Origin of the sequence: Variovorax defluvii, from assembly GCF_039541515.1 — a bacterium.
Classification (GTDB): domain Bacteria; phylum Pseudomonadota; class Gammaproteobacteria; order Burkholderiales; family Burkholderiaceae_C; genus Variovorax; species Variovorax defluvii.
The window spans coordinates 576-24244 of sequence record NZ_BAABGJ010000071.1 but is presented as its reverse complement, the minus strand read 5'-3'; the positions used below and the strand labels follow the sequence as shown (position 1 = coordinate 24244).

At 67.7% G+C, this 23669-nt stretch carries 23 protein-coding genes and 1 pseudogene; 16 read left to right on the top strand and 8 right to left on the bottom strand.

Translation table 11 applies throughout. The features are described from left to right. Positions 1-236 precede the first annotated feature (236 nt). The 3 genes from ABEA07_RS19470 to ABEA07_RS19460 all read right to left on the bottom strand — a co-directional run bounded on the left by ABEA07_RS19470 (position 237) and on the right by ABEA07_RS19460 (position 3115). A complete protein-coding gene (locus ABEA07_RS19470) occupies positions 237-1058 on the bottom strand; it encodes an ABC transporter ATP-binding protein (protein WP_345539887.1) in 822 nt (273 codons plus the stop codon). Next, a complete protein-coding gene (locus tag ABEA07_RS19465; RefSeq protein ID WP_345539885.1) occupies positions 1055-2131 on the bottom strand; it encodes a branched-chain amino acid ABC transporter permease in 1077 nt (358 codons plus the stop codon). Before ABEA07_RS19465 ends, ABEA07_RS19470 begins: the two co-directional genes overlap by 4 nt. Positions 2132-2236: 105 nt before the next feature. Further along, entirely contained in the window at positions 2237-3115 is an 879-nt protein-coding gene (locus tag ABEA07_RS19460; RefSeq protein ID WP_345539884.1) for a branched-chain amino acid ABC transporter permease, read from the bottom strand. A gap of 432 nt (positions 3116-3547) precedes the next feature. Here ABEA07_RS19460 and ABEA07_RS19455 point away from each other — a divergent pair, with 432 nt between their 5' ends. The 3 genes from ABEA07_RS19455 to ABEA07_RS19445 all read left to right on the top strand — a co-directional run bounded on the left by ABEA07_RS19455 (position 3548) and on the right by ABEA07_RS19445 (position 4882). Beyond that, positions 3548-4312 carry a class II aldolase/adducin family protein gene (locus tag ABEA07_RS19455; RefSeq protein WP_345539882.1) on the top strand — a complete coding sequence of 255 codons (765 nt, stop codon included), beginning with the start codon at positions 3548-3550 and terminating at the stop codon, positions 4310-4312. Positions 4313-4358: 46 nt separating this feature from the next. Continuing rightward, a complete protein-coding gene (locus ABEA07_RS19450; RefSeq protein ID WP_345539881.1) occupies positions 4359-4562 on the top strand; it encodes a 4-oxalocrotonate tautomerase in 204 nt (67 codons plus the stop codon). A gap of 83 nt (positions 4563-4645) precedes the next feature. Then, a complete protein-coding gene (locus tag ABEA07_RS19445; protein WP_345539880.1) occupies positions 4646-4882 on the top strand; it encodes a hypothetical protein in 237 nt (78 codons plus the stop codon). 127 nt (positions 4883-5009) lie between these two features. Here the strand turns inward: ABEA07_RS19445 and ABEA07_RS19440 are convergent, their stop codons facing one another. The 3 genes from ABEA07_RS19440 to purT all read right to left on the bottom strand — a co-directional run bounded on the left by ABEA07_RS19440 (position 5010) and on the right by purT (position 8836). After that, entirely contained in the window at positions 5010-6545 is a 1536-nt protein-coding gene (locus ABEA07_RS19440; RefSeq protein ID WP_345539879.1) for a leucine-rich repeat domain-containing protein, read from the bottom strand. A gap of 108 nt (positions 6546-6653) precedes the next feature. Then, a complete protein-coding gene (locus ABEA07_RS19435) occupies positions 6654-7607 on the bottom strand; it encodes an alpha/beta hydrolase (RefSeq protein ID WP_345539878.1) in 954 nt (317 codons plus the stop codon). A 26-nt stretch (positions 7608-7633) separates the two neighbouring features. Beyond that, a complete protein-coding gene (gene purT, locus ABEA07_RS19430) occupies positions 7634-8836 on the bottom strand; it encodes a formate-dependent phosphoribosylglycinamide formyltransferase (RefSeq protein ID WP_345539876.1) in 1203 nt (400 codons plus the stop codon). A gap of 125 nt (positions 8837-8961) precedes the next feature. Here purT and ABEA07_RS19425 point away from each other — a divergent pair, with 125 nt between their 5' ends. From ABEA07_RS19425 to ABEA07_RS19400, 6 genes are all read left to right on the top strand, one after another. Next, on the top strand, positions 8962-9810 hold the full coding sequence (locus ABEA07_RS19425; protein ID WP_345539875.1) for a 3-hydroxybutyryl-CoA dehydrogenase: 849 nt from the start codon (positions 8962-8964) through the stop codon (positions 9808-9810). A 14-nt stretch (positions 9811-9824) separates the two neighbouring features. After that, positions 9825-10640, top strand: coding sequence for a crotonase/enoyl-CoA hydratase family protein (locus ABEA07_RS19420; protein WP_345539873.1), 816 nt, complete (start codon positions 9825-9827; stop codon positions 10638-10640). 96 nt (positions 10641-10736) lie between these two features. After that, positions 10737-11192: a MarR family winged helix-turn-helix transcriptional regulator gene (locus ABEA07_RS19415; protein WP_345539872.1), complete on the top strand. Its 456-nt coding sequence runs from the start codon at positions 10737-10739 to the stop codon at positions 11190-11192. A gap of 74 nt (positions 11193-11266) precedes the next feature. Then, a complete protein-coding gene (locus ABEA07_RS19410) occupies positions 11267-11695 on the top strand; it encodes an organic hydroperoxide resistance protein (RefSeq protein ID WP_345539871.1) in 429 nt (142 codons plus the stop codon). Between the two features lie 232 nt (positions 11696-11927). Beyond that, the gene (locus ABEA07_RS19405) at positions 11928-13040 is read left to right on the top strand and encodes a DUF2855 family protein (RefSeq protein WP_345539870.1); all 1113 of its coding nucleotides are present in this window, start codon (positions 11928-11930) and stop codon (positions 13038-13040) included. Between the two features lie 61 nt (positions 13041-13101). Further along, positions 13102-14127, top strand: a complete 1026-nt coding sequence (locus ABEA07_RS19400) for a serine/threonine protein kinase (protein ID WP_345539869.1) — start codon at positions 13102-13104, stop codon at positions 14125-14127. Here the strand turns inward: ABEA07_RS19400 and ABEA07_RS19395 are convergent. Then, the gene (locus ABEA07_RS19395) at positions 14027-14989 is read right to left on the bottom strand and encodes a LysR family transcriptional regulator (protein WP_345539868.1); all 963 of its coding nucleotides are present in this window, start codon (positions 14987-14989) and stop codon (positions 14027-14029) included. The two genes, ABEA07_RS19400 and ABEA07_RS19395, sit on opposite strands and share 101 nt — an antisense overlap. Before the next feature lie 106 nt (positions 14990-15095). Between ABEA07_RS19395 and ABEA07_RS19390 the strand changes: the two genes are divergently transcribed. Genes ABEA07_RS19390 through ABEA07_RS19380 form a run of 3 tightly spaced genes read left to right on the top strand, consistent with a single transcriptional unit; the run spans position 15096 to position 18901 of the window. Next, complete coding sequence (locus ABEA07_RS19390) at positions 15096-16766, top strand: acyl-CoA dehydrogenase family protein (RefSeq protein WP_345539867.1); 1671 nt, start codon at positions 15096-15098, stop codon at positions 16764-16766. Positions 16767-16788: 22 nt separating this feature from the next. Further along, the gene (locus tag ABEA07_RS19385; protein ID WP_345539866.1) at positions 16789-17757 is read left to right on the top strand and encodes a Bug family tripartite tricarboxylate transporter substrate binding protein; all 969 of its coding nucleotides are present in this window, start codon (positions 16789-16791) and stop codon (positions 17755-17757) included. A 16-nt stretch (positions 17758-17773) separates the two neighbouring features. Then, the gene (locus ABEA07_RS19380; protein WP_345539865.1) at positions 17774-18901 is read left to right on the top strand and encodes a CaiB/BaiF CoA transferase family protein; all 1128 of its coding nucleotides are present in this window, start codon (positions 17774-17776) and stop codon (positions 18899-18901) included. Between the two features lie 90 nt (positions 18902-18991). Here ABEA07_RS19380 and htpG read toward each other — a convergent pair whose 3' ends face one another. After that, entirely contained in the window at positions 18992-21031 is a 2040-nt protein-coding gene (htpG, locus tag ABEA07_RS19375; protein ID WP_345539864.1) for a molecular chaperone HtpG, read from the bottom strand. A gap of 249 nt (positions 21032-21280) precedes the next feature. Here htpG and ABEA07_RS19370 point away from each other — a divergent pair, with 249 nt between their 5' ends. The 4 genes and pseudogenes from ABEA07_RS19370 to ABEA07_RS19355 all read left to right on the top strand — a co-directional run. Next, positions 21281-21940 (top strand): hypothetical protein, encoded by a 660-nt coding sequence (locus ABEA07_RS19370; RefSeq protein WP_345539863.1) that lies wholly within the window; start codon positions 21281-21283, stop codon positions 21938-21940. 42 nt (positions 21941-21982) lie between these two features. After that, positions 21983-22732 carry a hypothetical protein gene (locus ABEA07_RS19365; RefSeq protein WP_345539862.1) on the top strand — a complete coding sequence of 250 codons (750 nt, stop codon included), beginning with the start codon at positions 21983-21985 and terminating at the stop codon, positions 22730-22732. Further along, positions 22729-23199 (top strand): hypothetical protein, encoded by a 471-nt coding sequence (locus ABEA07_RS19360; protein ID WP_345539860.1) that lies wholly within the window; start codon positions 22729-22731, stop codon positions 23197-23199. The genes ABEA07_RS19365 and ABEA07_RS19360 overlap by 4 nt, the downstream gene beginning before the upstream one ends. After that, a pseudogene (locus tag ABEA07_RS19355) lies at positions 23196-23669 on the top strand (hypothetical protein); the annotation flags it as partial. The gene ABEA07_RS19360 and the pseudogene ABEA07_RS19355, both read left to right, overlap by 4 nt.

Here is a 23669-nt window from a genome sequence, read left to right as displayed (position 1 = left end):
ACTCGCCCGCCGGGGCGAATTCCCGGCTCCTGCGCCAAACAACAGGCAAGGCCAAAACAAGGGCCCAAGAAGCGAATTCCCGGCTCCTGCGCCACACAACAAGCAAGGCCAAAACAAAGCCCCCCGTGGCAAGCCACCCCAAGAACAACCCCAAACCAAAGGCCGCCCAGACCCCTCACCCCTACCCAGACGGAGAGGGAGAGCGAGAGCGAGAGGCAGAGAACGCCAAGCGCCCCTCACACCCTTCCCCTCCTCAAACTGCTCAAGTCATCGACCGCCCCCAGATAAGCCTCGACCACCCGCCCATCCGACTGCACCTCCGAAGGCGTCCCCGACGCCAGCGCCTCCCCCATGTTCATCGCCAGCACCCGATCCGACACCTTCGACACCAGCGACATGTCGTGCTCCACCATCAGCACAGAAATCCCCAGCTCCTTCTGGATGTCCTGGATCCAGAAAGCCATGTCCGCCGTCTCTTCGACGTTCAGCCCCGAAGAAGGCTCGTCCAGGAGCAGCAGCTTCGGCTCCGTGCAAAGCGCCCGCGCCAGCTCCACCACCTTGCGCACCCCGTAGGGCAGCCCCGCCACCGTCGAGTCCCGGTGATGCTGAAGGTCGAGCAGGTCGATCACCCTTTCCACCTTCTCCCGCGACTCGATCTCCGCCCGCCGCGTCCCCGGGGTAAAGAAGACATCGCGCCAGAACCCCGTACGCCGGTGCCTATGCCGCCCGATCAGCAGGTTGTGCAGCACCGTCGCATGCTCGAAAAGCTCGATGTTCTGGAAGGTCCGCGCGATCCCCAGGGCCGCGATTTCATGCGGCGCATGCTCGGTCAGCACCACCGGCCGGGCGTCCTCGCCGTGCCAGACGATCTGCCCACTGGTCGGCGTGTAGATGCGGCTGATCAGATTGAAGACCGTCGTCTTGCCCGCCCCGTTCGGCCCGATCAGCGTGAACACCTCTCCGCGCCGCACCTCGAAGCCGACCTTGTTGACCGCCAGCACGCCCCCGAAGCGCACGCTCAGATCCCTCGCCGACAGAAGAACCTCGGAAGCGATCATTTCAAGCGGTCCGACTTGGTGAAGGACTTCTGCCGCTTGAACAAGCCCCGGCGGTAGAAGGGAAAGAGCTGCAGGTAGGTACGGATCTTCAGCCACCGCCCAAACAGCCCCAGCGGCTCGAAGAGCACGAAGCCGATCAGTACCAGCCCGTACACCAGCCCTTGCAGCCCGGGCGCCTGCCCGATCGCCTCCGGCAGCCAGTCCTTGCCCAGCGCGATCAGCTGCGGCATCGCGATCAGGAAGATCGCGCCGAGAAAAGCGCCGTGCACCGATCCCAGTCCACCGATGACGACCATCAGCAGCAGGTCGATCGACTGCAGGATGTTGAACTGGTCCGGCGAGATGAAGCTCAGCTTGTGCGCGTACAGCGCCCCACCCAGCCCTGCCAGCGCGGCCGAGACGGCGAAGGACAGGGTCTTGTAGCGCGCCAGGTGGATGCCCATGCTCTGCGCCGAGATCTCCGAGTCGCGGATCGCCACGAAGGCGCGGCCGGTGGGCGAGCGCAGCAGGTTGAGGATCGCGAAGGTGCACAGCACCGCGATCAGCAGGCACACGATGTAGAAGTTCTCGCTGGACCCGATCTCCAGGCCGAAGAGCGTGGGCGACTTCACGTGCAGGCCCGAGTTGCCGCCCGTCACGCGCTCCCAGCGCGCGAACACCTCCTCCACGATGAAGCCGAAGGCCAGGGTCGCAATGCCGAGGTAGATGCCCTTGACCCGCAGTGCCGGCAATCCCACCACCACACCCACCGCCGCCGACAGCGCCGCCGCCGCAGCCAACGCCAGCGGGAACGGCACGCCCGCGTTGGCCAGCACCGCCTGCGTATAGGCGCCGGTGCCCAGGAAGGCTGCATGCCCGATCGAGAACTGGCCGGTGAAGCCGGCCAGCAGCATCAGGCCCAGGCCCACGATGCCGTAGATGAGCACGAAGGTCAGCTGCGCCAGCCAGTACTCGGGCAGCAGCCAGGGCGCGGCGATCAGCCCGGCGCCCAGCAGGCTGTACCAGAACACATGGCCGCCGTGCCTGGCGAGGGCGATGTCCTGCGCGTAGCTGGTTTTGAATATGAAACGCATCGCGGGCAGGCCTTCCTCAGCCTCTTCGCTGCTCGGCGAGCGCAGCGAAGCCCGCCCCCTTGAGGGGGGATTCGGCTGCACGACGTGAGCAAGAAACGAGGGTGGTCATACCTTCTTCCTGAGCTTCTCGCCAAAGAGGCCGTTGGGCCTCACCATCAGCATGATCAGGACCACGATGTACGGCGCCGTGTCCTTGAAGCCATCCGGCAGGTAGAAGCCGGCCAGGGACTCGACGATGCCGATCACCAGCCCCCCGACGATCGCACCCGGCAGGCTGCCGAAGCCGCCCACCACCGCCGCCGGAAAGGCCTTGAGTCCGATGAAGCCCATGTTGGCGTGTACGAAGGTGATGGGCGCAAGCAGCATGCCGGCAATGGCCGCCACCGCCGCGGCCAGCCCCCACACCAGCCCGTTGAGCCGCTTGACCGGGATGCCCATGTAGTAGGCCGCCAGCTGGTTCTGCGAGCAGGCCTGCATGGCGATGCCGAGCTTGCTGTAGCGGAACATCGCGTAGAGCAGGCCGCACAGGATGGCGGTGGCGGCAATGATGGCGACCTGCTCCACGTTGATCACCAGCGCGCCCAGCTTCCAGGTCTGGTCCTTGTAGGGCACGGCGAGCGTGTGGGTGTCCGTGCCGATGCCGGGGATCATGGTGATGAGCCCGCGCGCCACGTAGCCGATGCCGATGGTCAGCATCACGATCGAGAACTGCGGCTGGCCGAGGATGGGCCGGATCACCACCAGTTCGAGCAGCACGCCGAAGGCGGCCATCGCGGCCAGGGCCAGGAGCGCGGCCAGCCAGAAGGGCAGGCCGAACAGGGCCATGCCGGCGAAGGCGCAGAAGGCACCCAGCATCATCAGCTCGCCCTGGGCGAAGCTGACCGTCTCGGTGGCCTTGTAGATCAGCACGAACCCCAGCGCGATCAGGCCGTAGATGCAGCCTTGGGCAATGCCCGAAAGCAGGAGTTGGGTGATCTGAAGCAACGGCGCCTCGGTGGTTGGCGGTTTATATCGGTGGCCCGCGCCTGCCGTGCCGAGGGTTGTCCCTCATGCCGCCCAAGCGCGGCTACTGATGGACGGCCACTGGCCTCGGAAACAGCGTTGGTGTCCAGAACGAAAAAATGAAGTCAGTCTGGCAAGCTTGAACGCCACACGCCTTCCTTGCACACCCGCACGGTGTGACCCTCGGCCGCGCGGGGAAGTCAAGCGCCGCCTCGCCGCCGGCAACTGCGCCACCAGGGACCTTTTTAAGCTTCACTTAAGACTGCGCCAACACACTCAACCCCGGCAGCCCGATTTGGCACCTCCTCCTCTCTTCATCCAGGGCTGTCCTTGACCCGCTACGGCGGGTTTTTTCTTTGGCGCTCGCGAATCACGCACGGCGACGCCACAATCGACAGCTCGCTTCGCAACCCCATGGCCGCGCCCGTGTCACCCCTTTCCCGCCCCGCACGCACCGAGCGCGAGGTCCGTATCGACCTCGCCGCCGCCTACCGCATGGCCTGGCAGAACGGCTGGGATGACACGATCTACACGCACCTCTCGGCCAGCGTGCCGGGCGAGCCGGGCCACTACCTGCTGAATCGCTTCGGCACCACCTTCGAGGAGATCACCGCGTCCAGCCTGGTCAAGGTCAACGTGCGCGGCGAGGTGGTCGATGGCTCGGGCGCGCGAATCAACCCGAGCGGCTTCGCCATCCATGGCGCCGTGCACGCGGCGCGGCCGGAGGTCGAGTGCGTGATCCACCTGCACACGCCGTGGGGCGTGGCGCTGTCGATGCTGCCCGGCGGATTGCAGCCGACCTCGCAGTACGCGATGCGGCTGCATCGACGCCTCGGCCGCCATGCCTACGAAGGCCTCGCGCTGGGTGCCGACGAGCAGCAACGGCTGGTGGCGAACCTCGGGACGCTCGATGGGCTGATCCTGGAGAACCATGGCCCGCTCGTGGTGGGGCGCACGGTGGCCGAGGCCTGGATGCTGATGCACCTGCTGGAGCGCGCCGCGCAGGCCCAGATGCGCGCCATGGCCGCCCACGGCGGCGCCGTGCCCGCCGTCGGCGAAGATCTGGCTGCGCGCACCTACCGCGAGTGGGTCGGCGACGGCAGCGAATGGGATGGCGACCTCGAATGGCCCGCCCTCCTGCGCCGCCTGGACCGCAGCTCGCCAGGCTACCGCGACTGACCTGAACCGAACCGATTCACGACCCCTTCCCTACCCTGGAGACACCATGCCCACCATCCGCGTCGAAATGTTCGAAGGCCGCACCGTCGAGCAAAAGAGAGCCTTCGCGCAAGCCCTGACAGAAGCCGCCGTGCGCACCATCGGCGCGTCGCCGGAGTCGGTCGACATCCTGTTCTTCGACATCCAGAAGCAGGACTGGGCCACGGGCGGCCGACTGTGGAGCGATCCGGCACCGACGAAGACCGACTGACCCGCCGATCTGGCGGCACGCGCTTGCACGCGGTAAGAGGGCGGACGATAGTGCCCGTTCCAGTTCACCGCAAGGAGAGTCCCATGCCGCTAAGATTCCCGGCCCTCGCCGCCATTGCGTTCGCGATGCCCCTGCACGCCGCGCCGACGACGGCACCGGCGCCGACCACGTTGGTGCCGCTGGGCGTTTCGGGCACCGGCGAGTCCTCGGTCGCCTGGATGCTCGATCCTGTGAAGAACCGCATCCTGGTCTGCCGCGCCGATTACGGCGCGGGCAGCGGCGGCAGCAGTTGCAATGTCATTCAGTTGCCGCCGCGTTGAAGGCTCAGGACGCGAGCGTCCACCTGAGGGCACCCGTATGCACTGGCGCGGTGGTGGCACCGGCTTGCGCAACCGCGCTTGTGTGGCTTTGCAGACGCAGGAGGTGGCGGCGCAATGACGCTATTCATCACCCTTGCCACCCCTCGCGCAGATAACTGTCAGGGATACTTAATGCCGATGTGTCCGGGTGGACCAAGAAAAGGGCTTGGGCATCTTTCACGGCCAAGTCCTCCACATAGTGGCTTCCGATCAACCGAACAACATCATCCGGAAGGGGCGGACTCGAATTCTTCACCAGCCAGTGAAGACCTTGCAGCGCGCGGTCTCTCGCGAAAGCATCCCGATTGCGCTTGACGAGAAGCTCCAGCGCAAGGCTCCAGGGGGCGGAGGCGGGATAGCCGCTCGGCATGACATCGAGGAACAGCAACGATGTGTTCTCCGCTTCCAATACGTGAGCAAGCGGCTCCAAGTCGCTGTCCTCATAGCCATAGTGGCTATGGGTCTGGAACAAGACCGACACAAGTTCTTTGTTCGCCGCGAACAGGTCCGCCAGCGCCTTCACGGTTGACGACCCGATGATGTTGCCGTTCAGGTTCAACCGCCTCAAGTGCTGATGACCCTTGAACCCCATCAGCAGCGGCGTCATCGTTGCGTCCTTCAAGAGGTTTTTCCCCATATCCAGCTCCTCGAGGCGCATGCTCCATAACGGCGAAATCTGGAGCTGCACCGTATTGAACTCGGTACAGAAGAGGTGACAGTTGTTCAAGCGAAGGCGTCGCAGGGGCTGGTTCGACATCGCCTTCAAGAGCACGTTGCCATTGGTGATTCCCAGAATGCAGTGGCTCATGTCCAACTCGACCAGCGACTGTCTGCCGCACAAAAACTGCGCACAGCCGGCCACCCACGGGCTCACATCATGAGGCTGCGACACGGCTTCATAACTGGTGACCTGGAACCGCAGCGAATGCAGCTTTTCTTGCTGGCCGAGTGCATCCCAGAGATTGTCGAGCCCGTGGGCGCTGCTCCAGTCCAACTCGCCCTTGATGCTCAAACACTCGATTCTGCTGGCCTGCAGAATTTCGAACAGCAACGGCCAGAGGCGCTCATTTGCTTTGACGTGGACGTTCAGAGACTTGAGGGCCGGCAATCGGGGATTGAGCGTGAACAGGTCGAAGAAGCCCTTCACCTCGACGCCTCGCAAAGTCAGCTCGACCAGAGCCGGCATCTTGAGCAGCATGTTGAACAGCAATGCGCCCGAGTCGGAATCGAGGCCCCGCACCTCTTCGAGTGTCAGCGACTCGAGGGAGAAGTTGTCCGGGATGGCGTTGCACAAGGTCTGCCACTCACTCTTCCACTCTTGCCCAGCGCGCCCTTGTATGCAAAGACCTTTTATTGTCTCCCGCTCGAGGATGAAGCGCAGCGCGTCATCCTGCCCGTGATTCATGCACTCGTGCACCAGCGCGTTCAGGTCCGATACACCGTCCTCCCATACGTATGCCTGGATCAGCTTGTTGAACTTCTCCGACCGGCCGTGATGACTGGTCTTGAACCGGGTCAGGATATCAAGCTTGCTTCCGCCGGATCCCGGTGGCAGAGGGCGGGCGACGATCGTGTGTTGCGTGGCCGCGGGTGCGCCTTTCAGCAAAGAGCTGACAAAGTCCATGCTGCGTATCTCCAGGGGGGTGTCGACAAGAGAGCTTTCGCGCGTAGCACGAGAGCTCCGGTGGGTAACACCTGATGCGTGGATGGTTCCACGCACCACCCTGCCCACTCAACGCGCGGCCTTGCCTCCGAGCACCCGCTGCAGTTCCGCCGCGCACATCGACACCGCCGTATTCGCCTCGTCCAGCAACCGGCCCATGGTGATGAAGCCGTGGATCTGGCGCTCGAAACACACGTAGGCGGCGCGGTTGCCGGCCGCGGTGAGCGCGCGCGCATAGTCCAGCCCCTCGTCGCGCAGCGGGTCGTAGCCGGCTGTCAGCACCAGGGCCGGCGGCAGGTGCGACAGGTCCGGGTGCAGCAGCGGCGAGGCACGCCAGTCCAGGTCATGCGCCGGATCGGCGATGTAGTGGTCGTGGAAGTAGGCGATGGTGTCGCGGGTCAGCACATAGCCCTGGCCGTTGCTGGTGTGCGAAGGGTGCAGGCGACGCATGTCCGTGGCCGGGTAGATCAACAGCTGGAAAGCGATGGGCAGGTCGCCGGCATCGCGCGCGGCAATGGCCACCACCGCTGCGAGGTTGCCGCCCGCGCTGTCGCCGCCGACCGCCAGGCGGGCCGCGTCCACGCCGAGCACCTGCGCCTGCTCGCGCACCCAGCGCGTGGCCGCCACGGCGTCGTTCACGGCCGCGGGGAAGCGATGCTCCGGTCCCATGCGATAGTCGACCGCGACCACGGCGCAACCCGATTGATTGCACAGCTCGCGGCACAGCGTGTCGTGGGTGTCGAGGTCGCCGATGGTCCAGCCGCCGCCGTGGTAGTAGATAAGCACCGGCAGCACCGCGCCCGCGGCGCTCCCCAACGGGCGGTAGAGGCGCAGCGGGACCGGCCCGAGCGGCCCCGGCGCGCTCAGGTCACGCACCGCTGCCACCTCGCCCGGTGCAGGCTGTGCGAAGGCCCGCCGGTCCCGGTAGAAGCTGCGCGCGTCGGCCACTGGGAGCGTGTGGGTGGGCGGCACCTTGCGCTCGATCAACAGGTCGATGAAGGCCTGGGCCTGGGGATGCAGCATCGGGGTCTCCTTGGAACGAAGAGGTTTCAGGCGGCGCGCGGCTTGACACGCGAGGCAGCCTCCTTGGCATTCCGGCGCGCGGCCTGCACGTCGTCGGCATGCGCCAGCGCCACGCCCATGCGGCGCTTGACGAAGCTCTCGGGCTTGCCGAACAGGCGCAGTTCGGTGCCGGGCACCTGCAGCGCATGGTCGACTCCGTCGAAGACGATGCCCTGCGCATCCGCGCCGCCGTAGATCACGGCGCTGGCGCCCGGGCTCTTGAGCGCGGTGTCCACCGGCAGACCGAGGATGGCGCGGGCATGCAGCTCGAATTCGTTCTGCCACTGGGTGGCCATGGTCACCATGCCGGTGTCGTGCGGACGCGGGCTGACTTCGCTGAACCAGACCTCCTCGCCCTTGACGAACAGCTCCACCCCGAACAGACCCTGGCCGCCGAGATCGGCCGTCACCGCCTGCGCGATGCGCTGCGCCTTCTCCAGCGCCGCGGGCGACATCGGGTGCGGCTGCCAGCTCTCGACATAGTCGCCGCTGACCTGCACGTGACCGATGGGCGCGCAAAACTGCGTCTGCACCTGGCCATCGGCGCCGAGCGCGCGCACGGTCAGGAGCGTGATCTCGTAGTCGAAGTCGATGAAGCCTTCGACGATCACCCGGCCATGGCTCACGCGGCCGCCGGCCATGGCGTAGTCCCAGGCCTTCTGCACATCGGCCGGTCCGTCGATCTTGCTCTGGCCCTTGCCGGAACTGCTCATCACGGGCTTGACGATGCATGGGTAGCCGATGCCCTCGTCGATGGCTGCCTGCAGCTCGGCCAGCGAATCGCAGAACCTGTAGGGGCTGGTCGGCAGTCCCAGCGTTTCGGCAGCCAGGCGGCGGATGCCTTCGCGGTCCATGGTCAGGCGCGCGGCGCGCGCGGTCGGGATCACGCGCACGGTGCCGGCCTCTTCCAGCTGCTGCAGCATGGATGTGGCGATGGCCTCGATCTCGGGCACCACCAGTTGCGGCTTCTCGGCCTCGATCAGCGCCTGGAGCTGGTCCGGGTCGCTCATGGTGATGGTGCGGGCATGGTGTGCCACCTGCTGGCCAGGGGCGTTCTCGTAGCGGTCCACCGCGATGGTCTCCACGCCCAGGCGCTGCAGCGCGATCAGCACCTCCTTGCCGAGCTCGCCGGAGCCGAGCAGCATCACGCGGGTGGCGGTGGGAGACAGGGGGGTGCCGAGGGTGGTCATGGGGATTCGCGATGAATGAGAGGGGAAACGCGGCATTGTGGATCAGGCCGCCTGTCACCGGCGGCAACAACTGGCCGGCCGCCGCTGTTCCACAATCGCGGGTTTCAGTTGAAGGAGCACTCGAAATGGCAATCCAGACCGTCGGCATCATCGGCGCCGGCACCATGGGCAACGGCATCGCCCAGGCTTGCGCAGTGGCAGGCGTCAACGTCGTCATGGTCGACATCGCGCAGGCCGCGGTCGACAAGGGCCTGGCCACCGTGGCCGGCAGCCTCGACCGGCTGATCAAGAAGGACAAGCTCACGGCCCAGCAGAAGGACGCCGCGTTGGCACTGATCAAGGGTTCGACGAACTACGAGGACCTCCGGAGCGCGCAGCTGGTGATCGAGGCCGCCACCGAGAATCACGAGCTCAAGCTCAAGATCCTCAAGCAGGCCGAGGCCCTGCTGGCGCCGGAGGTGATCATCGCCTCCAACACCTCCTCGATCTCCATCACCCAGCTGGCTGCCGCCACCTCGCGGCCGGACCGCTTCATCGGCATGCACTTCTTCAACCCGGTGCCGATGATGGCGCTGGTGGAGATCATCCGAGGCTACCTCACCAGCGATGCCACGCACGACGCGGTCAAGGCCCTGGCCGAGCGGCTGGGCAAGTCGCCCATCACGGTGAAGAACGCGCCGGGCTTCGTGGTCAACCGCATCCTGGTGCCGATGATCAACGAGGCATTCTTCGTGCTGGCGGAGGGCCTGGCGACGGCCGAGGACATCGACGCCGGCATGAAGCTGGGCTGCAACCAGCCCATCGGCCCGCTGGCCCTGGCGGACATGATCGGGCTGGACGTGTGCCTGGCCGTGATGGAGGTGTACCTGAAGGAATTCGGCGACTCCAAGTACCGCCCCTGCCCGCTGCTCAAGGAGATGGTGGCGGCCGGGCAGCTGGGCCGCAAGACCGGGCGCGGGGTCTACACCTACTGAACCGGAGGGCCCACATGACCGCCATCCCCACCGTTGCGCCGCCGGAAGGCTGCATCGACACCCAGGTGCTGGGCCACGTTCTGCTGATCGGCATCAACCGCCCCGCCAAGCGCAACGGCTGGACGCCGAAGATGTTCCGCGAGCTGGCCGAGGCCTACACGCGGCTGGACGACGAGCCCGCGCTGCGCGTCGGTGTGCTGCATGCCTTCGGCGACCACTTCACGGCGGGCCTGGACCTGCCGGCGGTCGCCGAGTACATGAAGCGGGGCGAGAAGGCGGTTCCCGAGGGCCTGGTCGAGCCGCACGACTTCGGCCTGCCCGGCTACCGCCGGCGCACCAAGCCGATGGTGGTGGCCGTCAAGGGCATCTGCTTCACGGTCGGCATCGAGCTCATGCTGGGCGCCGACATCGTGGTGGCCGCCGACAATTGCCGCTTCTCGCAGATGGAGGTGCAGCGCGGCATCATGGCCACGGGCGGCGCAACGCTGCGCATGGCGGAGCGGGCGGGCCTGGGCAACGCGATGCTGCACCTGCTCACGGCCGACGAATTCGGCAGCGCCGAAGCTTACCGGCTCCACTTCGTGCAGAAGGTGGTGCCGGCCGGACAGGAGCTGGACGAGGCCCTGGCGATCGCGCAGCGCATCGCGGCGCAGGCGCCGCTGGCGGTGGTGGCGACACGACTCAATGTGCTCAAGGCGATCGAGCAGGGGCCGGCGGCGGCGGTGGAGGACTTCATCCCGGTGCAGCAGCGGCTGGCGAACAGCGAGGATGCGGCGGAAGGCGTGCGCGCCTTCGTCGAGAGGCGGCCCGCACGCTTCAGCGGCCGATGACCCGTTCCCCTCTCCCAGGGGAGAGGGATCGACGCCGGAATACTGTTCCCGACAATTAACTTGCACACAACTTAATTGCGCTCTACAATTCAACCCATGCCCCGAACCGCCATCACCCAGGACGAGATGCTCCGGCTCGACAACCAGTTGTGCTTCGCGGTCTACTCGGCCTCCCTGGCCATGACCAAGCTGTACAAGCCGCTGCTCGAGAAGCTGCACCTCACCTACCCCCAGTACCTCGTGATGCTGGCGCTGTGGGAGCGTGACGGCCTGATGGTCTCCGAACTCGGCGAGCGCCTCTCGCTCGACTCGGGCACCCTGACGCCCCTGCTCAAGCGCCTCGAGACGAACGGTCTGGTGGCGCGCATCCGCGACGCGGCCGACGAGCGCCGCGTGCACATCAATCTCACCACCGCCGGTCGCCGCCTCAAGGCGCGCGCGGCTTCCGTTCCGGCCTGCCTGATGGCCGCCAGCCAGTGCTCGGTCGAAGAGCTGGTGGCGCTCACGCAGCAGGTCCAGCAATTGCGCGATCGCGTGAAGGCGGCCGCCTAGGTTCACCAAGCGTTTCCCCGTCCGCTTCGGCAGCGAAGCATCCCTTTCCAACCCACCAACCAGAAGGAATCATCATGGTCAAGAAGCTCGACAAGGTCCTGTACACCGCCCAATCCCACACCACCGGCGGCCGCGACGGCGGTGCCGGCAAGTCCAGCGACGGCGCGCTCGAGGTCAAGCTCAACCCGCCCGGCTCCGGCAAGGCCGGCACCAACCCCGAACAGCTGTTCGCGATCGGCTATTCGGCCTGCTTCATCGGCGCGATGAAGGCCGTGGCGCCCAAGATCAACGTCAAGGTGCCGGAAGACGTGGCGGTGGATGCCAGCGTCTCCCTCGGCCCGACGGACGAAGGCAAGGCCTACGGCATCGCGGTCAAGCTGGCGATCACGCTGCCGGGCCTGGATGCGGCTCAGAAGGAACTGCTGGTCAACACCGCGCACCAGGTCTGCCCCTACTCCAACGCCACCCGCGGCAACATCGAGGTCGAGCTGGCGATTCAATAAGCTCTCCCCCAGGCTCCCCCACTTCGTGTGGTCCGCCAACCCCCTCACCGGGGGCGCACCCAGCGGCCCGGCAAAGCCGGTTCCGCGGGTGCTCCCGAACGGGCCGGCTGCGCGGCCGGCGTGTTCCGGCTCGATGCGATGCCGGGCTTTTTTTGATGCAGCAGAGACGGCTTCGCGTTAAGGTGCCGGCCTGCGCCACCGGGACGTTCCCACGGCGCGCGGAGGGCATCGAATGAGCACCACCACGCAGTTGCTGGTCCGCAAGGACGATCTTGCTTCCTCGAAAGTGCGCACGGCCGACGACACGCCGCTGGCCGACGGCCAGGTCCGGCTGCGTATCGACAGTTTCGCGCTCACCTCCAACAACATCACTTACGCCGCCTTTGGCGAGTCGATGAGCTACTGGCAGTTCTTCCCGACCGGCGAGGAGGGATGGGGCGCGATCCCGGTGTGGGGTTTCGGCTCGGTGGTGCAGTCGCTGCATCCCGGCGTGGCGGTGGGCGAGCGGCTGTACGGCTATGTGCCGATGGCCTCGAGCGTGGTGCTCTCGCCCGAGCGGCTGTCGCCCGCCCGCTTCACCGACGGCACGCCGCACCGGGCGCCGCTGCCAGCCGTTTACAACCAGTACTTCCGCTGCGCGAGCGACCCGCTCTACACCGCCGGCACCGAGGACCTGCAGGCCCTGCTGCGCCCGCTCTTCATCACCTCCTGGCTGATCGACGATTTCTTCGACGACAACGGCTTCTTCGGCGCACGCCCGGGCGTCGCCCTGCTCTCCAGCGCGTCGAGCAAGACGGCCTACGGCACCGCCTTCCGGATGCAGCGGCGCGAGGGCATCGAGGTGGTGGGTTTGACCTCGGCCGGGAACAGGAGCTTCTGCGAGAGCCTGGGCTGCTACCACCGCGTGCTCGGCTACGACGAACTCGACCAACTGGCGGCCGACACGCCCTGCGTGTACATCGATTTCGCCGGCAACGGCAAACTGCGGCGCGCGATCCACACGCGCTTCTCGCAGCTGCGCCATGACTGCGTGATCGGCGGCACGCATGTCGAGCAACTGGCCCCGCCGGGCACCGCGAAGGAGCTCCCGGGGCCGCGCGCCACCTTCTTCTTCGCGCCGGCGCAGATCAAGAAGCGCACCGAGGAATGGGGCCCCGACGTCTTCGGCCAGCGCATGGTGCAGGCCTGGCAAGGCTTCATCGAGAAGGTGGCGCAGCCCGGGGCGCCCTGGCTGGTGGCGCAGCACCACGATGGCGCGGCGGCGGTGCAGGCGGCTTATGCGCAGGTGCTGGGCGGGCACGGCGACCCGCGCATCGGGCACATCCTGTCGCTGTCGCGCGGCTGATGGCCGATCGCCGTTCGCCCGACGCCGACCGCGGGCCGTGCGAAGGCCCCACAATGTCGCGGTGACCCTCGCATCCTCTTCCTCCTCGTCCGCGCACCCCTACGAATCGCTCACGCCCGACGTGGTGCTCGATGCGCTTGCCGGCCTCGGCCTGTACGGCGATGGCCGCCTGATGGCGCTCAATTCCTTCGAGAACCGGGTCTACCAGGCCCACCTGGAGGACGAGCGCACGGTGGTGCTCAAGTTCTACCGCCCGGGCCGCTGGAGTGACGCGCAGATCGTCGAGGAGCACGGTTTCTCCAGCGAGCTGGCCGCGGCCGAGGTGCCGGTGGTCGCGCCGTTCGCGCTGGCGGGCGCGACGCTGCACCACCACGCCGGCTTTGCCTTCAGCGTGAGCCCCTACCGCGGCGGGCGCCGGCCGGAGCTGGACGATTTCGAGGTGCTCGAATGGGTGGGCCGCTTCCTCGCGCGCATTCACACGGTGGGTGCGGCGCGGTCCTTCGTCGAGCGGCCGACGTTGGACCTGGCGAGCTTCGGCCTGGCCTCGCGCGACTGGCTTCTGACGCACGAGATGATCCCCCTGGACGTGCAGCGCGACTGGGAAAAGGCCTGCAGCGAGGCCTTCGAGATGATCGCCGCCACCGCGCTCGGCGCCGACACCTACACCGAGATGAAGACGCTGCGCCTGCACGGCGACGTGCACCCCGGCAACATCCTGTGGACGCCCACCGACCGCCCCGACGGCGGCCCGCACTTCGTGGACCTGGACGACGCGCGCACCGGCTTCGCCGTGCAGGACCTGTGGATGCTGCTCTCCGGTGACCGCGCCGAGCGCACCGCGCAGCTGAGCGGCCTGCTGGAGGGCTACGAGCAGTTCCGCGAGTTCGACCGGCGCGAACTCGCGCTGATCGAAGCGCTGCGCACCCTGCGCCAGATCCACTACAGCGCCTGGCTGGCGCGGCGCTGGCGCGACCCGATCTTCCCGATCAACTTTCCCTGGTTCGGCTCGAGCGACTACTGGAAGGGGCAGATCCAGATGCTGCAGGACCAGTGCGAGGCAATGGCGGAAGAGCCCCTGTACGCGTGAAGGAGTCCAGAAGGCGCTGGACCAGCATGTTGGCCGCGCCTTCGGGCCACACCGCGTAGGCGTCGGAGCCCGCCACCGCCTCCTCCAGGGGGCGGAACACCGCGCCGCGCAGCGCGGCATGCTGCAAGGCGCTGGGCACCAGCGCCACGCCCATGCCCTGCGACACCAGCGACACCACCGAGAGCCAGTGGCGGACCTCGTGCCGCACCTCCGGATGGAAGCCGGCCGCGGCGCAGATGGCGAGGATGCGCTCGTGGTAGTCGGGCGAGGCGCTGCGCGAAAACAGCACGAAGGGCTGGTCGTGCAGGCGCGCGAGGCCGATCGTGCGCCGGCGCGCCAGCCGGTGCGTGGCCGGCAGGCAGGCGACGAAAGGCTCGGACAGCAGCAGCACGTGGCGCAGCTCGGCCGGCATGCGGCTGGTGTGGACGAATCCCAGGTCCAGCCGGTCGTGCAGAAGTTCGGCGATCTGCTCGCCCGAGTTGAGCTCCGCCAGCGTGACGCGCACCGCCGGGTGGGCGGCCTGGAATCGGGCCAGCGCCTGCGGCAGGCCGCGGTAGAGCATGGCGCCGACGAAGCCGATGCGCAGCCGCCCGGCCGCGCCGCGCGCCACGTCGCGTGCCTCCAGCGCCGCCTCCTCGGCCTGCCGCAGCAGGCGGCGCGCGGAGGCGCGCAGCGCCTCGCCGGCCGGCGTGAGTCGCACCTCCTTGCTGTTTCGCTCGAACAGGCGCGCGCCCACGGCATCTTCCAGCTGCCGGATCGCCACGCTCAACGGCGGCTGCGAGATGGCCAGGCGCCGCGCGGCGCGGCCGAAATGCAGTTCCTCGGCCAGTACCAGGAAATAGCGAAGGTGACGCAGCTCCATGCCCCGCCTTTCAACGATAGTCAGATCGGATCGAAGAAGACCTAATCGATATTAGACAGGAATCGTCGCGGCCCGAAGAATGCACTCCCAAGGAGACACGAAGGCCATGACCCAGACCGCCGACCATCCGGTGCCCGACCGCCACGGGCAGAACCTCTACACGACCGACACCGAGCTGCTGCGCCTGCTGCCGCTGTACCTGGACGCGAGGCTGCTCGCCCACATGCAGCCGCACTTCGAGCGCCTCGGGGCACTGGCCGGCGGCCCGCTGGACGAGCTGGCGCATCTGGCCGACCGCCACCCGCCGACGCTGTCCGTGCGCACCCGGACTGGGCTGGACGAGCAGAAGGTGATCAAGCACCCGGCCTTCGTGGAGATGGAACGCCTCGCCCTGAGCGAATTCGGCCTCGCTGCGATGTCGCACCGCGAGGAAACGCTGGGCTGGAAGGGCAAGATGCCGCCGGTGGTCAAGTACGTGCTGACCTATCTCTTCGTGCAGGCCGAGTTCGGCCTGTGCTGCCCGGTCTCGATGACCGATTCGCTGGCGCGCACGCTGCGCAAGTTCGGCAGCCCGGAGCTGGTGGCGCGCTTCCTGCCGCGCTTGCAGTCGCTGGACTTCGACACCCTGGCCCAGGGCGCGATGTTCATGACCGAGCAGGCGGCCGGCTCCGACATTGCCGCCACCGCGACCTGCGCCGCGCGGGACGAAGCGGGCCAGTGGCGCCTGACCGGCGACAAGTGGTTCTGCTCCAACCCCGATGCCGATCTCGCGATGGTGCTGGCGCGGCCCGAGGGCGCGCCGGCCGGCATGAAGGGCGTGTCGCTGTTCCTGCTGCCGCGACGGCTGGACGACGGCAGCCTCAACCACTACCGCATCATCCGGCTCAAGGACAAGCTGGGCACGCGCTCGATGGCCAGCGGCGAGATCCGCCTCGAAGGCGCCCTCGCCTACCTGGTCGGCGAGCCCGGCCGCGGCTTCCAGCAGATGGCCGACATGGTGAACAACTCGCGCCTGTCGAACGGCGTGCGCGCGGCCGGCCTGATGCGACGCGCAGTGGCCGAGGCGGAGTACATCGCCGGCCAGCGCCGCGCCTTCGGCAAGCGGCTGGACCAGATGCCGCTGATGCAGCGCCAGTTGCAGAAGCTGCGCCTGCCGGCCGAGCAGGCCCGCAGCATGGTGTTCCAGACCGCGCTGGCGCTGGCACGCTCGGACGGCGGCGACACGGGCGCCTACCCGCTGCTGCGCATTCTCACGCCGCTCATCAAGTTCCGCGCCTGCCGCGACGCGCGCAAGGTCACGGGCGACGCGATGGAGGTGCGCGGCGGCTGCGGCTACATCGAGGAATGGACCGATCCGCGGCTGGTGCGCGATGCGCACCTGGGCTCGATCTGGGAAGGCACCAGCAACATCGTCGCGCTGGACGTGATCCGCGCCGTGACGCGCGAGAACTCGCTGCCCGCGCTGCAGGCGCATTTCGGCGCGCTGCTGGCCGAGGCCGAGATCGCCCCCGCCTTCGCCGCCGCGCTGCGCGATGCGCTGGCACGCGCCTCGGCCCTGGCACTGCAGGCGGCGCAGGAAGGCGGCGACGTGCTGGCCCGCCAGGCCGCCTCCGCGCTCTACCACTGCTGCAGCGCGATCGCGATGGCCTGGGAAGGCGCCCGCGCCGGCTCGGCGCAGCGCGTGCAATGGGCGCAAGGCGTGCTGTTGCACCGCGTGCTGCCGCGCGACCCGCTTTCCGCCGGTGCCGTCCCCGCCGACTGGCACCACGCATCCTGATCACGAACGACGGAGACACCCCATGCGACTGCTCACCACTTTTGCCATTGCCTGCGCCGCGGCCCTCGCGCCGCTGGCCCATGCCGACAGCTTCCCCGACAAGCCCATCGCCCTGGTGGTGCCCTTCCCGCCCGGCGGCCCCACCGACGCGATGGCACGCACGCTCGCGGCCGAGATGAAGGAGCGCCTGGGCCAGCCCATGATCGTGGAGAACCGCGCCGGCGCCGGCGGCAACATCGGCGCCGAGTTCGTGGCGCGCGCGCCGGCCGACGGGCAAACGCTGCTCTTCGGCACCTCGGGGCCGCTGGCGATCAACGCGAGCCTCTACCGCAAGATCGGCTACGACCCGGTCAAGAGCTTCGCGCCGGTGATCCAGGTGGGGCACCTGCCCAACATCCTGGTGGTGCATCCTTCGGTGCCTGCCAAGGACGTGAAAGAACTGGTCGCCTACGCCAAGGCCCACCCGGGCAAGCTGAGCTACGCCTCCTCCGGCAACGGCGCCTCCTCGCACCTGGCGGGCGTGCTCTTCAACTCGACCGCGGGGGTGGACCTGCAGCACGTCCCCTACAAGGGCACCGGCCCGGCGCTGAACGACCTGCTGGGCGGCCAGGTCAGCATGAGCTTCACCGACGTGCTCACCGCTTTGCCCTACGTCAAGGCCGGCAAGCTGCGCGCGCTGGGCATGGCCAGCGGCACGCGCTCCCAGGCGCTGCCGGATGTGCCGACCATCGCCGAGCAGGGACTGAAAGGCTACGACGTCAGCGTGTTCTTCGGCATCGTGGCGCCGGCCGGCACGCCGGCGGACCGGGTGAAGAAGCTCAACCAGGCCTTCGCCGAGGTACTGGCCTCGCCCAAGGTGAAGCAGCAGTTCGCGGCGCAGGGCCTGGAGCCGGCGCCGTCCACCGCGCCTGAGCAGCTGGCGAAATTCATCCAGGCGCAGATGCAGACGTGGGCCGCGGTCGTGCGCCAATCGGGCGCGCAACTGGACTGACCCGGGGAGCACCGACATGACCACCACCATCCCCCGAGGCGCGCTCGCCGGCATCCGCGTCCTCGATCTTTCCCGCGTGCTCGGCGGCCCCTACTGCGGGCAGGTGCTGGGCGACCACGGCGCCGACGTGCTGAAGATCGAGCCGCCGCAGGGCGACGACACGCGCGGCTGGGGCCCGCCCTTCCGGGATGGCGTGTCCTCCTACTATCGGGGCCTCAATCGCAACAAGCGCGTGCAGCACCTCGACCTGGGTTCCGACGACGGACGTGCCGCCCTGTTGGCGCTGCTGCCCGAGGCCGACGTGCTGATCGAGAACTTCAAGACCGGCACCATGGAGCGCTGGGGCATCGGCTACGAGACGCTGTCGCAGCGCTTTCCGCGGCTGGTGTGGTGCCGCGTCTCGGGCTTCGGCGCCGACGGCCCGCTGGGTGCGCTGCCGGGCTACGACGCCGCGGTGCAGGCGATGACGGGGATCATGAGCATCAACGGCGAGGCCGAGGGCGGGCCGCTGCGCGTGGGGCTGCCGGTGGTGGACATGGTGACCGGACTGAACGCCACCATCGGCGTGCTGCTGGCGCTTCAGGAGCGCGCGAGGAGCGGACGCGGCCAGTTCATCGAGGCCGCGCTCTACGACAGCGGCCTGGCGCTGCTGCATCCGCATGCGGCCAACTGGTTCCTCGACGGCGCGACGCCTCGGCGCACGGGCAATGCGCATCCCAACATCTACCCCTACGACGCACTGGCGACGGGCACCGATCCGATCTTCGTGGCCGTGGGCAACGACCGCCAGTTCGCGAGCTTCTGCCAGTGCATCGGCCTGCCGGGCCTGGCCGACGATCCGCAGTACCGCGACGCCCGCTCGCGCTCGGTGAATCGCGAGCCGCTCAAGCGGCAGCTAGAAGCCGCGCTGGCCGCTTTCGATGGCCGTGCCCTGGTCGACACGCTGATGGCCGCCGGCGTGCCCGCGGCGCCTGTGCTCCCGGTGGACGCCGCCCTGCAGCACCCGCACACCGCGCACCGCGGCATGGTGGTCGAGCTCGAAGGCGGTTACCGGGGCATCGCCTCGCCGATCAAGCTGTCGCGCACGCCGGCCAGCTACCGGCATGCGCCGCTGACGCCGGGCGAGCGCTTTCTCGAAGGCTGAAAGGCTTCAGGACTCGATCGTCAAGCCCAGGCTCAGCGGGACGCTCAGGTCGCCGCGGAAGCGCGCGATCGGCGCGGCCCGGGGTGCTGGCTAGGCCAGCAGCGCGTTCACGCGCCGCACGTAGGCGGCCGGGTCGGCCGGCAGGCCGCCCTCGGCCAGCAGCGCCTGGTCGAACAGGATGTTCGCCAGGTCCTCGAAATGCGCCGAGCCTTCCAGCTTCCTGACCAGCGGATGCTCCGCGTTCACCTCCAGCACCGGCTTGAGTTCCGGCACCGGCTGCCCGGCCTGCTTGAGCATGCGCGCGAGCTGCGTGCTCATGCCGCCGTCCTGCACCACCAGGCAGGCCGGCGAGTCGACCAGGCGGGTGGTGACGCGCACGTCCTCGGCCTTGTCCTTGAGCGCTTCCTTGAGCCGCTCCAGCAACGGCTTGAAGGACTCGGCCGCTTCCTCGGCCGCCTTCTTCTCGGCCTCGTCCTGCAGCTTGCCCAGGTCCACCGCGCCTTTGGCCACGCTCTGCAGCGGCGTGCCGTCGAACTCGGTGAGGTAGTTGAGCGCCCACTCGTCGACGCGGTCGGTCATCAGCAGCACCTCGATGCCTTTCTTGCGGAAGATCTCGAGCTGCGGGCTGTTCTTCGCGGCGGCCAAGGTGTCGGCGGTGATGTAGTAGATCGCCTCCTGGCCTTCCTTCATGCGCGCCTTGTAGTCGGCGAAGCCCACGCTGACCGTGTCGGTGGTGCTCGAGGCGAAGCGCAGCAGCCTGGCGATGCGCTCGCGGTTGGCGAAGTCCTCGCCCAGGCCTTCCTTCAGCACCGCACCGAACTCGGCGTAGAACTTCGCATACTTGCCCGATTCGTCGCTGGCCCCGGCCGTGGCCTCGGCGGCCAGGGTGCTGTCGGCGTTCTTGTCGACCACGTCGGTCACGCCGTCGGTCGGATCGGGCGCAGGCACCGACTCCCCGGAGCCCGCATCCACCTGGCCGTCGGCGGCGCTGGTGGTGGTCTTCTGCTTCTTCGCCAGGTCCTCCAGCATGGACAGCACGCGCTTGGTGCTGCCCTCGCGGATGGCCTTCACGTCGCGGCTTTCCTGGAGCAGCTCGCGGCTCACGTTCAGGGGCAGGTCGGCCGAATCGATCACGCCCTTGACGAAGCGCAGGTAGCTGGGCATCAGCGACTCGGCATCGTCCATGATGAAGACGCGCTTGACGTAGAGCTTGACGCCCGCGCCCTTGTCGCGGTTCCACAGGTCCATCGGCGCCTTGGCGGGGATGTAGAGCAGCTGGGTGTACTCGGTGCTGCCCTCCACCCGGTTGTGGCTCCAGGCCAGCGGCGCCTCGAAGTCGTGGCTGACGTTCTTGTAGAACTCGATGTATTGCTCGTCGCTGATGTCCTTCTTGGGGCGGGTCCACAGGGCGCTGGCCTTGTTCACCGGCTCCCACTCGCCGGTCTTGACCATCTCGCCGCCCTTGTGGTCCTCGCCCTCCTTCCACTCCTCCTTCTCCATCAGGATCGGCAGGGAGATGTGGTCGGAGTACTTGGCAATGATGGACTTCAGCTTCCAGAGGTTGAGGTACTCCTCGGCATCGTCGCGCAGGTGCAGCGTGACGCTGGTGCCGCGCTGCGGGCGGCTGATGCTGTCGACCTCGAAATCGCCGGCGCCGGCACTCACCCAGCGCACGCCCTCTTCCGCCGGCAGGCCGGCGCGGCGCGATTCGACGGTGATGCGATCGGCCACGATGAAGCCCGAGTAGAAGCCCACGCCGAACTGGCCGATCAGCTGCGCGTCGGCCTTCTGGTCGCCCGACAGCCGGCTCATGAATTCCTTGGTGCCGCTCTTGGCGATGGTGCCGAGGTTGTCGATGGCTTCCTGCTGCGACAGGCCGATGCCGTTGTCGGTGATCGTGATGGTCTTCGCGGCCTTGTCGAAGGACACACGCACCTCGAGCGTGGGCTGGTCCTCGTAGAGCGCAGGCTGGTCGATGGCCTCGAAGCGCAGCTTGTCGCAGGCATCGGAGGCGTTCGAGATCAGCTCGCGCAGGAAGATTTCCTTGTTGGAGTAGAGCGAGTGCGTGACCAGGTGAAGCAGTTGCGCGACTTCGGCCTGGAAGGGGAGCTTGGTCTTGGTGATCGTCATGGCTCGTGTTAGCGAACAGGGAAGGAAAAAGATCTCAATAGGGGAGAAATGCGACTTTACAAGGGGCGCCAAGGAAGAAAAGCACAGAAAAATCGCGGTACCCCGCAGCGCTTGTTGCAAGGACGCGACGCAAAGAAAAATTTTTGATCGCGCGCCTTTTACGAAGGAGTTAGCGCCGGGCCTTGCCAAGTGTCAAGGCCCATGCCCCCACCTAAAGTGGCCTCGCCATAAACCAACCGGAGAGAACGTATGAAGCGACTTCTTATTCTTGGGGCCATCGCCGCCATCGCACCCTTGGCTGCGCAGGCGGAATCGAACTACATCGCCGGTACCGGCGTCAGCACCGTCAGCGCCCGGCTGAACTTCAAGGTCATCGTTCCCAAAGTGCTGTTTCTGCAAGTCGGAACGGGCGCCTTCAGCACCACCCAGAACAACACCACGGTCGATACGCTGAGCTTCGACGTTCCATCCGGAAGCATCGGCTCCGGCACCGCGGTGGCAGGCACAGGCGGCGACCTGTCCAACGGCTCCGTCACGGTCCGTGCGCTCGGCAACGCCGGCGAGATCAGGCTGAGCAGTTCCGTCAGCGGCGCATTGAGCAACGGCACCGCCGGAGCGCCCACCGTGTCGTGGAACGACATCCGGGTGACGGCCGAGCCTCTCACGAGCGGCACCACCACCGGCTATACCAACACCGCCATCAGCCACCCGCCCTTCAACACCCAGCCCGGTGGCGGCGTCTCTGCAACGCCCACGACGCTGACCTCGACCACCGGCATCGTGCGCCAGGAAGGCAAGTGGACCTTCGCCTATGCCAACACCACCGCGCTGCCGCCCGGCACCTACGGCTACGCGAGCGCCGCGGCGGCCAACAACGGCACCGTGACCTATACCCTCCTCACGCCCTGAGCTTCCGCCCGCCCAGCCGGACGAAGCCCCTCCTTCCCGACCATGCGGCGCGGCACGCCAAGCCAGGCTTCTGCGGGCTCCGAATGGAGCCGCTCGAAAGCTCCGTCCTGCCTTGCGCTGATTCTGTGTGCCGCCGGCCTGCCGGCGGCACAGGCCTACAAGGTCAGCATCCTGGGCGCCCAGCGAGACCTGTTTCTGCAAGTCGGCACCGGCACGATGCTCGACACCCACGGCAACGAAGGCGGCACGCTCCGGCAAAGCGGCAGGCCACGCAACAACCCCACCATCAACAACACCGAGGTCACTGTGCAGAGTGCCGAAGTCGGCACCGGCGTCAGGCAGACCTTGCTCGCCCTCGACAGCGAGGTCACAACCAGTTCCTTCGACGGTTCGGTCGTCTGCGGCTCGGGGACGGGCGCGGGTACGGGCCCGTTCAGTGCGCCCAAGTACACCGGCCGCGTGTACGTGGGTGGGTTCTACCGCCGCGGTGGCTCAGGCGCCCAGACTGCCACCCTGACCGTGGAAACGCCGCTGAACCTGATCGGCGCGTTCGGCGCCACGCTCCCCTTCAGCACCATCGAGTGGATCTCGTCGGGCGTCACCGCGACGGGCGGCAGCGAATCGCCGACGACCATCCCGAGTGGGAGCTTCACCAGCACGTCGATCCAGTTGCTGACGATCGCCAGCAACTTCTGGTTCGAGAACTGCCTGACCTTCCGCTACAGCAACACCAACCTGGTCCCGGCGGACGTCTACATGGGGCAGGCGAAATTCACGCTGATGGCGCCATGACGGTCTGCCGCCTTCTGCGGCCGCTTGCCGCCCTGCTGGTGCTGGTGACTGCCGCAGCTGCCGGCGCGGCCACCTACCGCGTGGACGACACGGGCACCCACCTGAGCCAACCCGTCACACCGATGCGCTGGCGCCAGCTGGCGCCGGGCCGCGCCGGTGACCATACGGTGGAAGGCCGCCTCGCCGTCGCGCTGCGACTCAGGCTCTCGCCCTGGCTGAACCGGCCGGCCCGGCTCTACATGGGCCTGGCGCCGACCGAGGGCGCGCAGATGGTCGCCACCTGGCGCACCCAGGGCCGCCTGCTGCCCGGCACGCTGCGCGGTGGCGGGCGCACGCTGGTGTTCGAGGGCGTGGTGCGCGACGCCTTGCTCGAGGAAACCATCGTTCTCGATCTGACGGCCGATGGCCGGACGATCGAAGGTCCGCAGGCCCTCCAGTTCTTCTTCGAGATCGAGGTCACTCCTTGATGCGTCCTGCCGCCGCGCTTCTTCGCCCCGCCGCCTTCGCCCTGTGTGCGTGCGCCTTTCTGCCGGCCCAGGCGCAATTCGCACTGGCGGTCTCGCCGCCGCGCCTGGAGCTGTCCGCCACGCCCGGCGAGCGCGTGCACGAAGTGATCGAGCTCACGCACCGCGACGCGCGTGCCGGCGCCTACAAGATCAAGACCGCCGACTGGACCCTGCGCCCCGACGGCGCGGTGGACTTCAGCGACGAGCTGCTGCCGGGCAGCTGCCGCCCCTGGGTGGCGATCGAGCGGCACGAGCTGAGCATCTCGGCCGGGCGCCCTTACCGCTACCGATTGGAGGTCACGCCGCCGCCCGAGACACCGCCCATGGAGTGCCGCTTCGCCATCATGATCGAGGGCCAGCAGGCGGCCGCGGCCCCCGGCATGCCCATCGCGCTGGGCGCGCGCATCGCGGTGATCGTCTACGTGGCGGTC

What these genes read in the sequence shown, in the direction of transcription:
- ABEA07_RS19470 (WP_345539887.1), bottom strand. Translation starts at nt 1,058, where the DNA reads ATGATCGCTTCCGAGGTTCTTCTGTCGGCGAGGGATCTGAGCGTGCGC.
- ABEA07_RS19465 (WP_345539885.1), bottom strand. Translation starts at nt 2,131, where the DNA reads ATGCGTTTCATATTCAAAACCAGCTACGCGCAGGACATCGCCCTCGCC.
- ABEA07_RS19455 (WP_345539882.1), top strand. Translation starts at nt 3,548, where the DNA reads ATGGCCGCGCCCGTGTCACCCCTTTCCCGCCCCGCACGCACCGAGCGC.
- ABEA07_RS19450 (WP_345539881.1), top strand. Translation starts at nt 4,359, where the DNA reads ATGCCCACCATCCGCGTCGAAATGTTCGAAGGCCGCACCGTCGAGCAA.
- ABEA07_RS19445 (WP_345539880.1), top strand. Translation starts at nt 4,646, where the DNA reads ATGCCGCTAAGATTCCCGGCCCTCGCCGCCATTGCGTTCGCGATGCCC.
- ABEA07_RS19440 (WP_345539879.1), bottom strand. Translation starts at nt 6,545, where the DNA reads ATGGACTTTGTCAGCTCTTTGCTGAAAGGCGCACCCGCGGCCACGCAA.
- ABEA07_RS19435 (WP_345539878.1), bottom strand. Translation starts at nt 7,607, where the DNA reads ATGCTGCATCCCCAGGCCCAGGCCTTCATCGACCTGTTGATCGAGCGC.
- purT (WP_345539876.1), bottom strand. Translation starts at nt 8,836, where the DNA reads ATGACCACCCTCGGCACCCCCCTGTCTCCCACCGCCACCCGCGTGATG.
- ABEA07_RS19425 (WP_345539875.1), top strand. Translation starts at nt 8,962, where the DNA reads ATGGCAATCCAGACCGTCGGCATCATCGGCGCCGGCACCATGGGCAAC.
- ABEA07_RS19420 (WP_345539873.1), top strand. Translation starts at nt 9,825, where the DNA reads ATGACCGCCATCCCCACCGTTGCGCCGCCGGAAGGCTGCATCGACACC.
- ABEA07_RS19415 (WP_345539872.1), top strand. Translation starts at nt 10,737, where the DNA reads ATGCCCCGAACCGCCATCACCCAGGACGAGATGCTCCGGCTCGACAAC.
- ABEA07_RS19410 (WP_345539871.1), top strand. Translation starts at nt 11,267, where the DNA reads ATGGTCAAGAAGCTCGACAAGGTCCTGTACACCGCCCAATCCCACACC.
- ABEA07_RS19405 (WP_345539870.1), top strand. Translation starts at nt 11,928, where the DNA reads ATGAGCACCACCACGCAGTTGCTGGTCCGCAAGGACGATCTTGCTTCC.
- ABEA07_RS19395 (WP_345539868.1), bottom strand. Translation starts at nt 14,989, where the DNA reads ATGGAGCTGCGTCACCTTCGCTATTTCCTGGTACTGGCCGAGGAACTG.
- ABEA07_RS19390 (WP_345539867.1), top strand. Translation starts at nt 15,096, where the DNA reads ATGACCCAGACCGCCGACCATCCGGTGCCCGACCGCCACGGGCAGAAC.
- ABEA07_RS19385 (WP_345539866.1), top strand. Translation starts at nt 16,789, where the DNA reads ATGCGACTGCTCACCACTTTTGCCATTGCCTGCGCCGCGGCCCTCGCG.
- ABEA07_RS19380 (WP_345539865.1), top strand. Translation starts at nt 17,774, where the DNA reads ATGACCACCACCATCCCCCGAGGCGCGCTCGCCGGCATCCGCGTCCTC.
- htpG (WP_345539864.1), bottom strand. Translation starts at nt 21,031, where the DNA reads ATGACGATCACCAAGACCAAGCTCCCCTTCCAGGCCGAAGTCGCGCAA.
- ABEA07_RS19370 (WP_345539863.1), top strand. Translation starts at nt 21,281, where the DNA reads ATGAAGCGACTTCTTATTCTTGGGGCCATCGCCGCCATCGCACCCTTG.
- ABEA07_RS19365 (WP_345539862.1), top strand. Translation starts at nt 21,983, where the DNA reads ATGCGGCGCGGCACGCCAAGCCAGGCTTCTGCGGGCTCCGAATGGAGC.
- ABEA07_RS19360 (WP_345539860.1), top strand. Translation starts at nt 22,729, where the DNA reads ATGACGGTCTGCCGCCTTCTGCGGCCGCTTGCCGCCCTGCTGGTGCTG.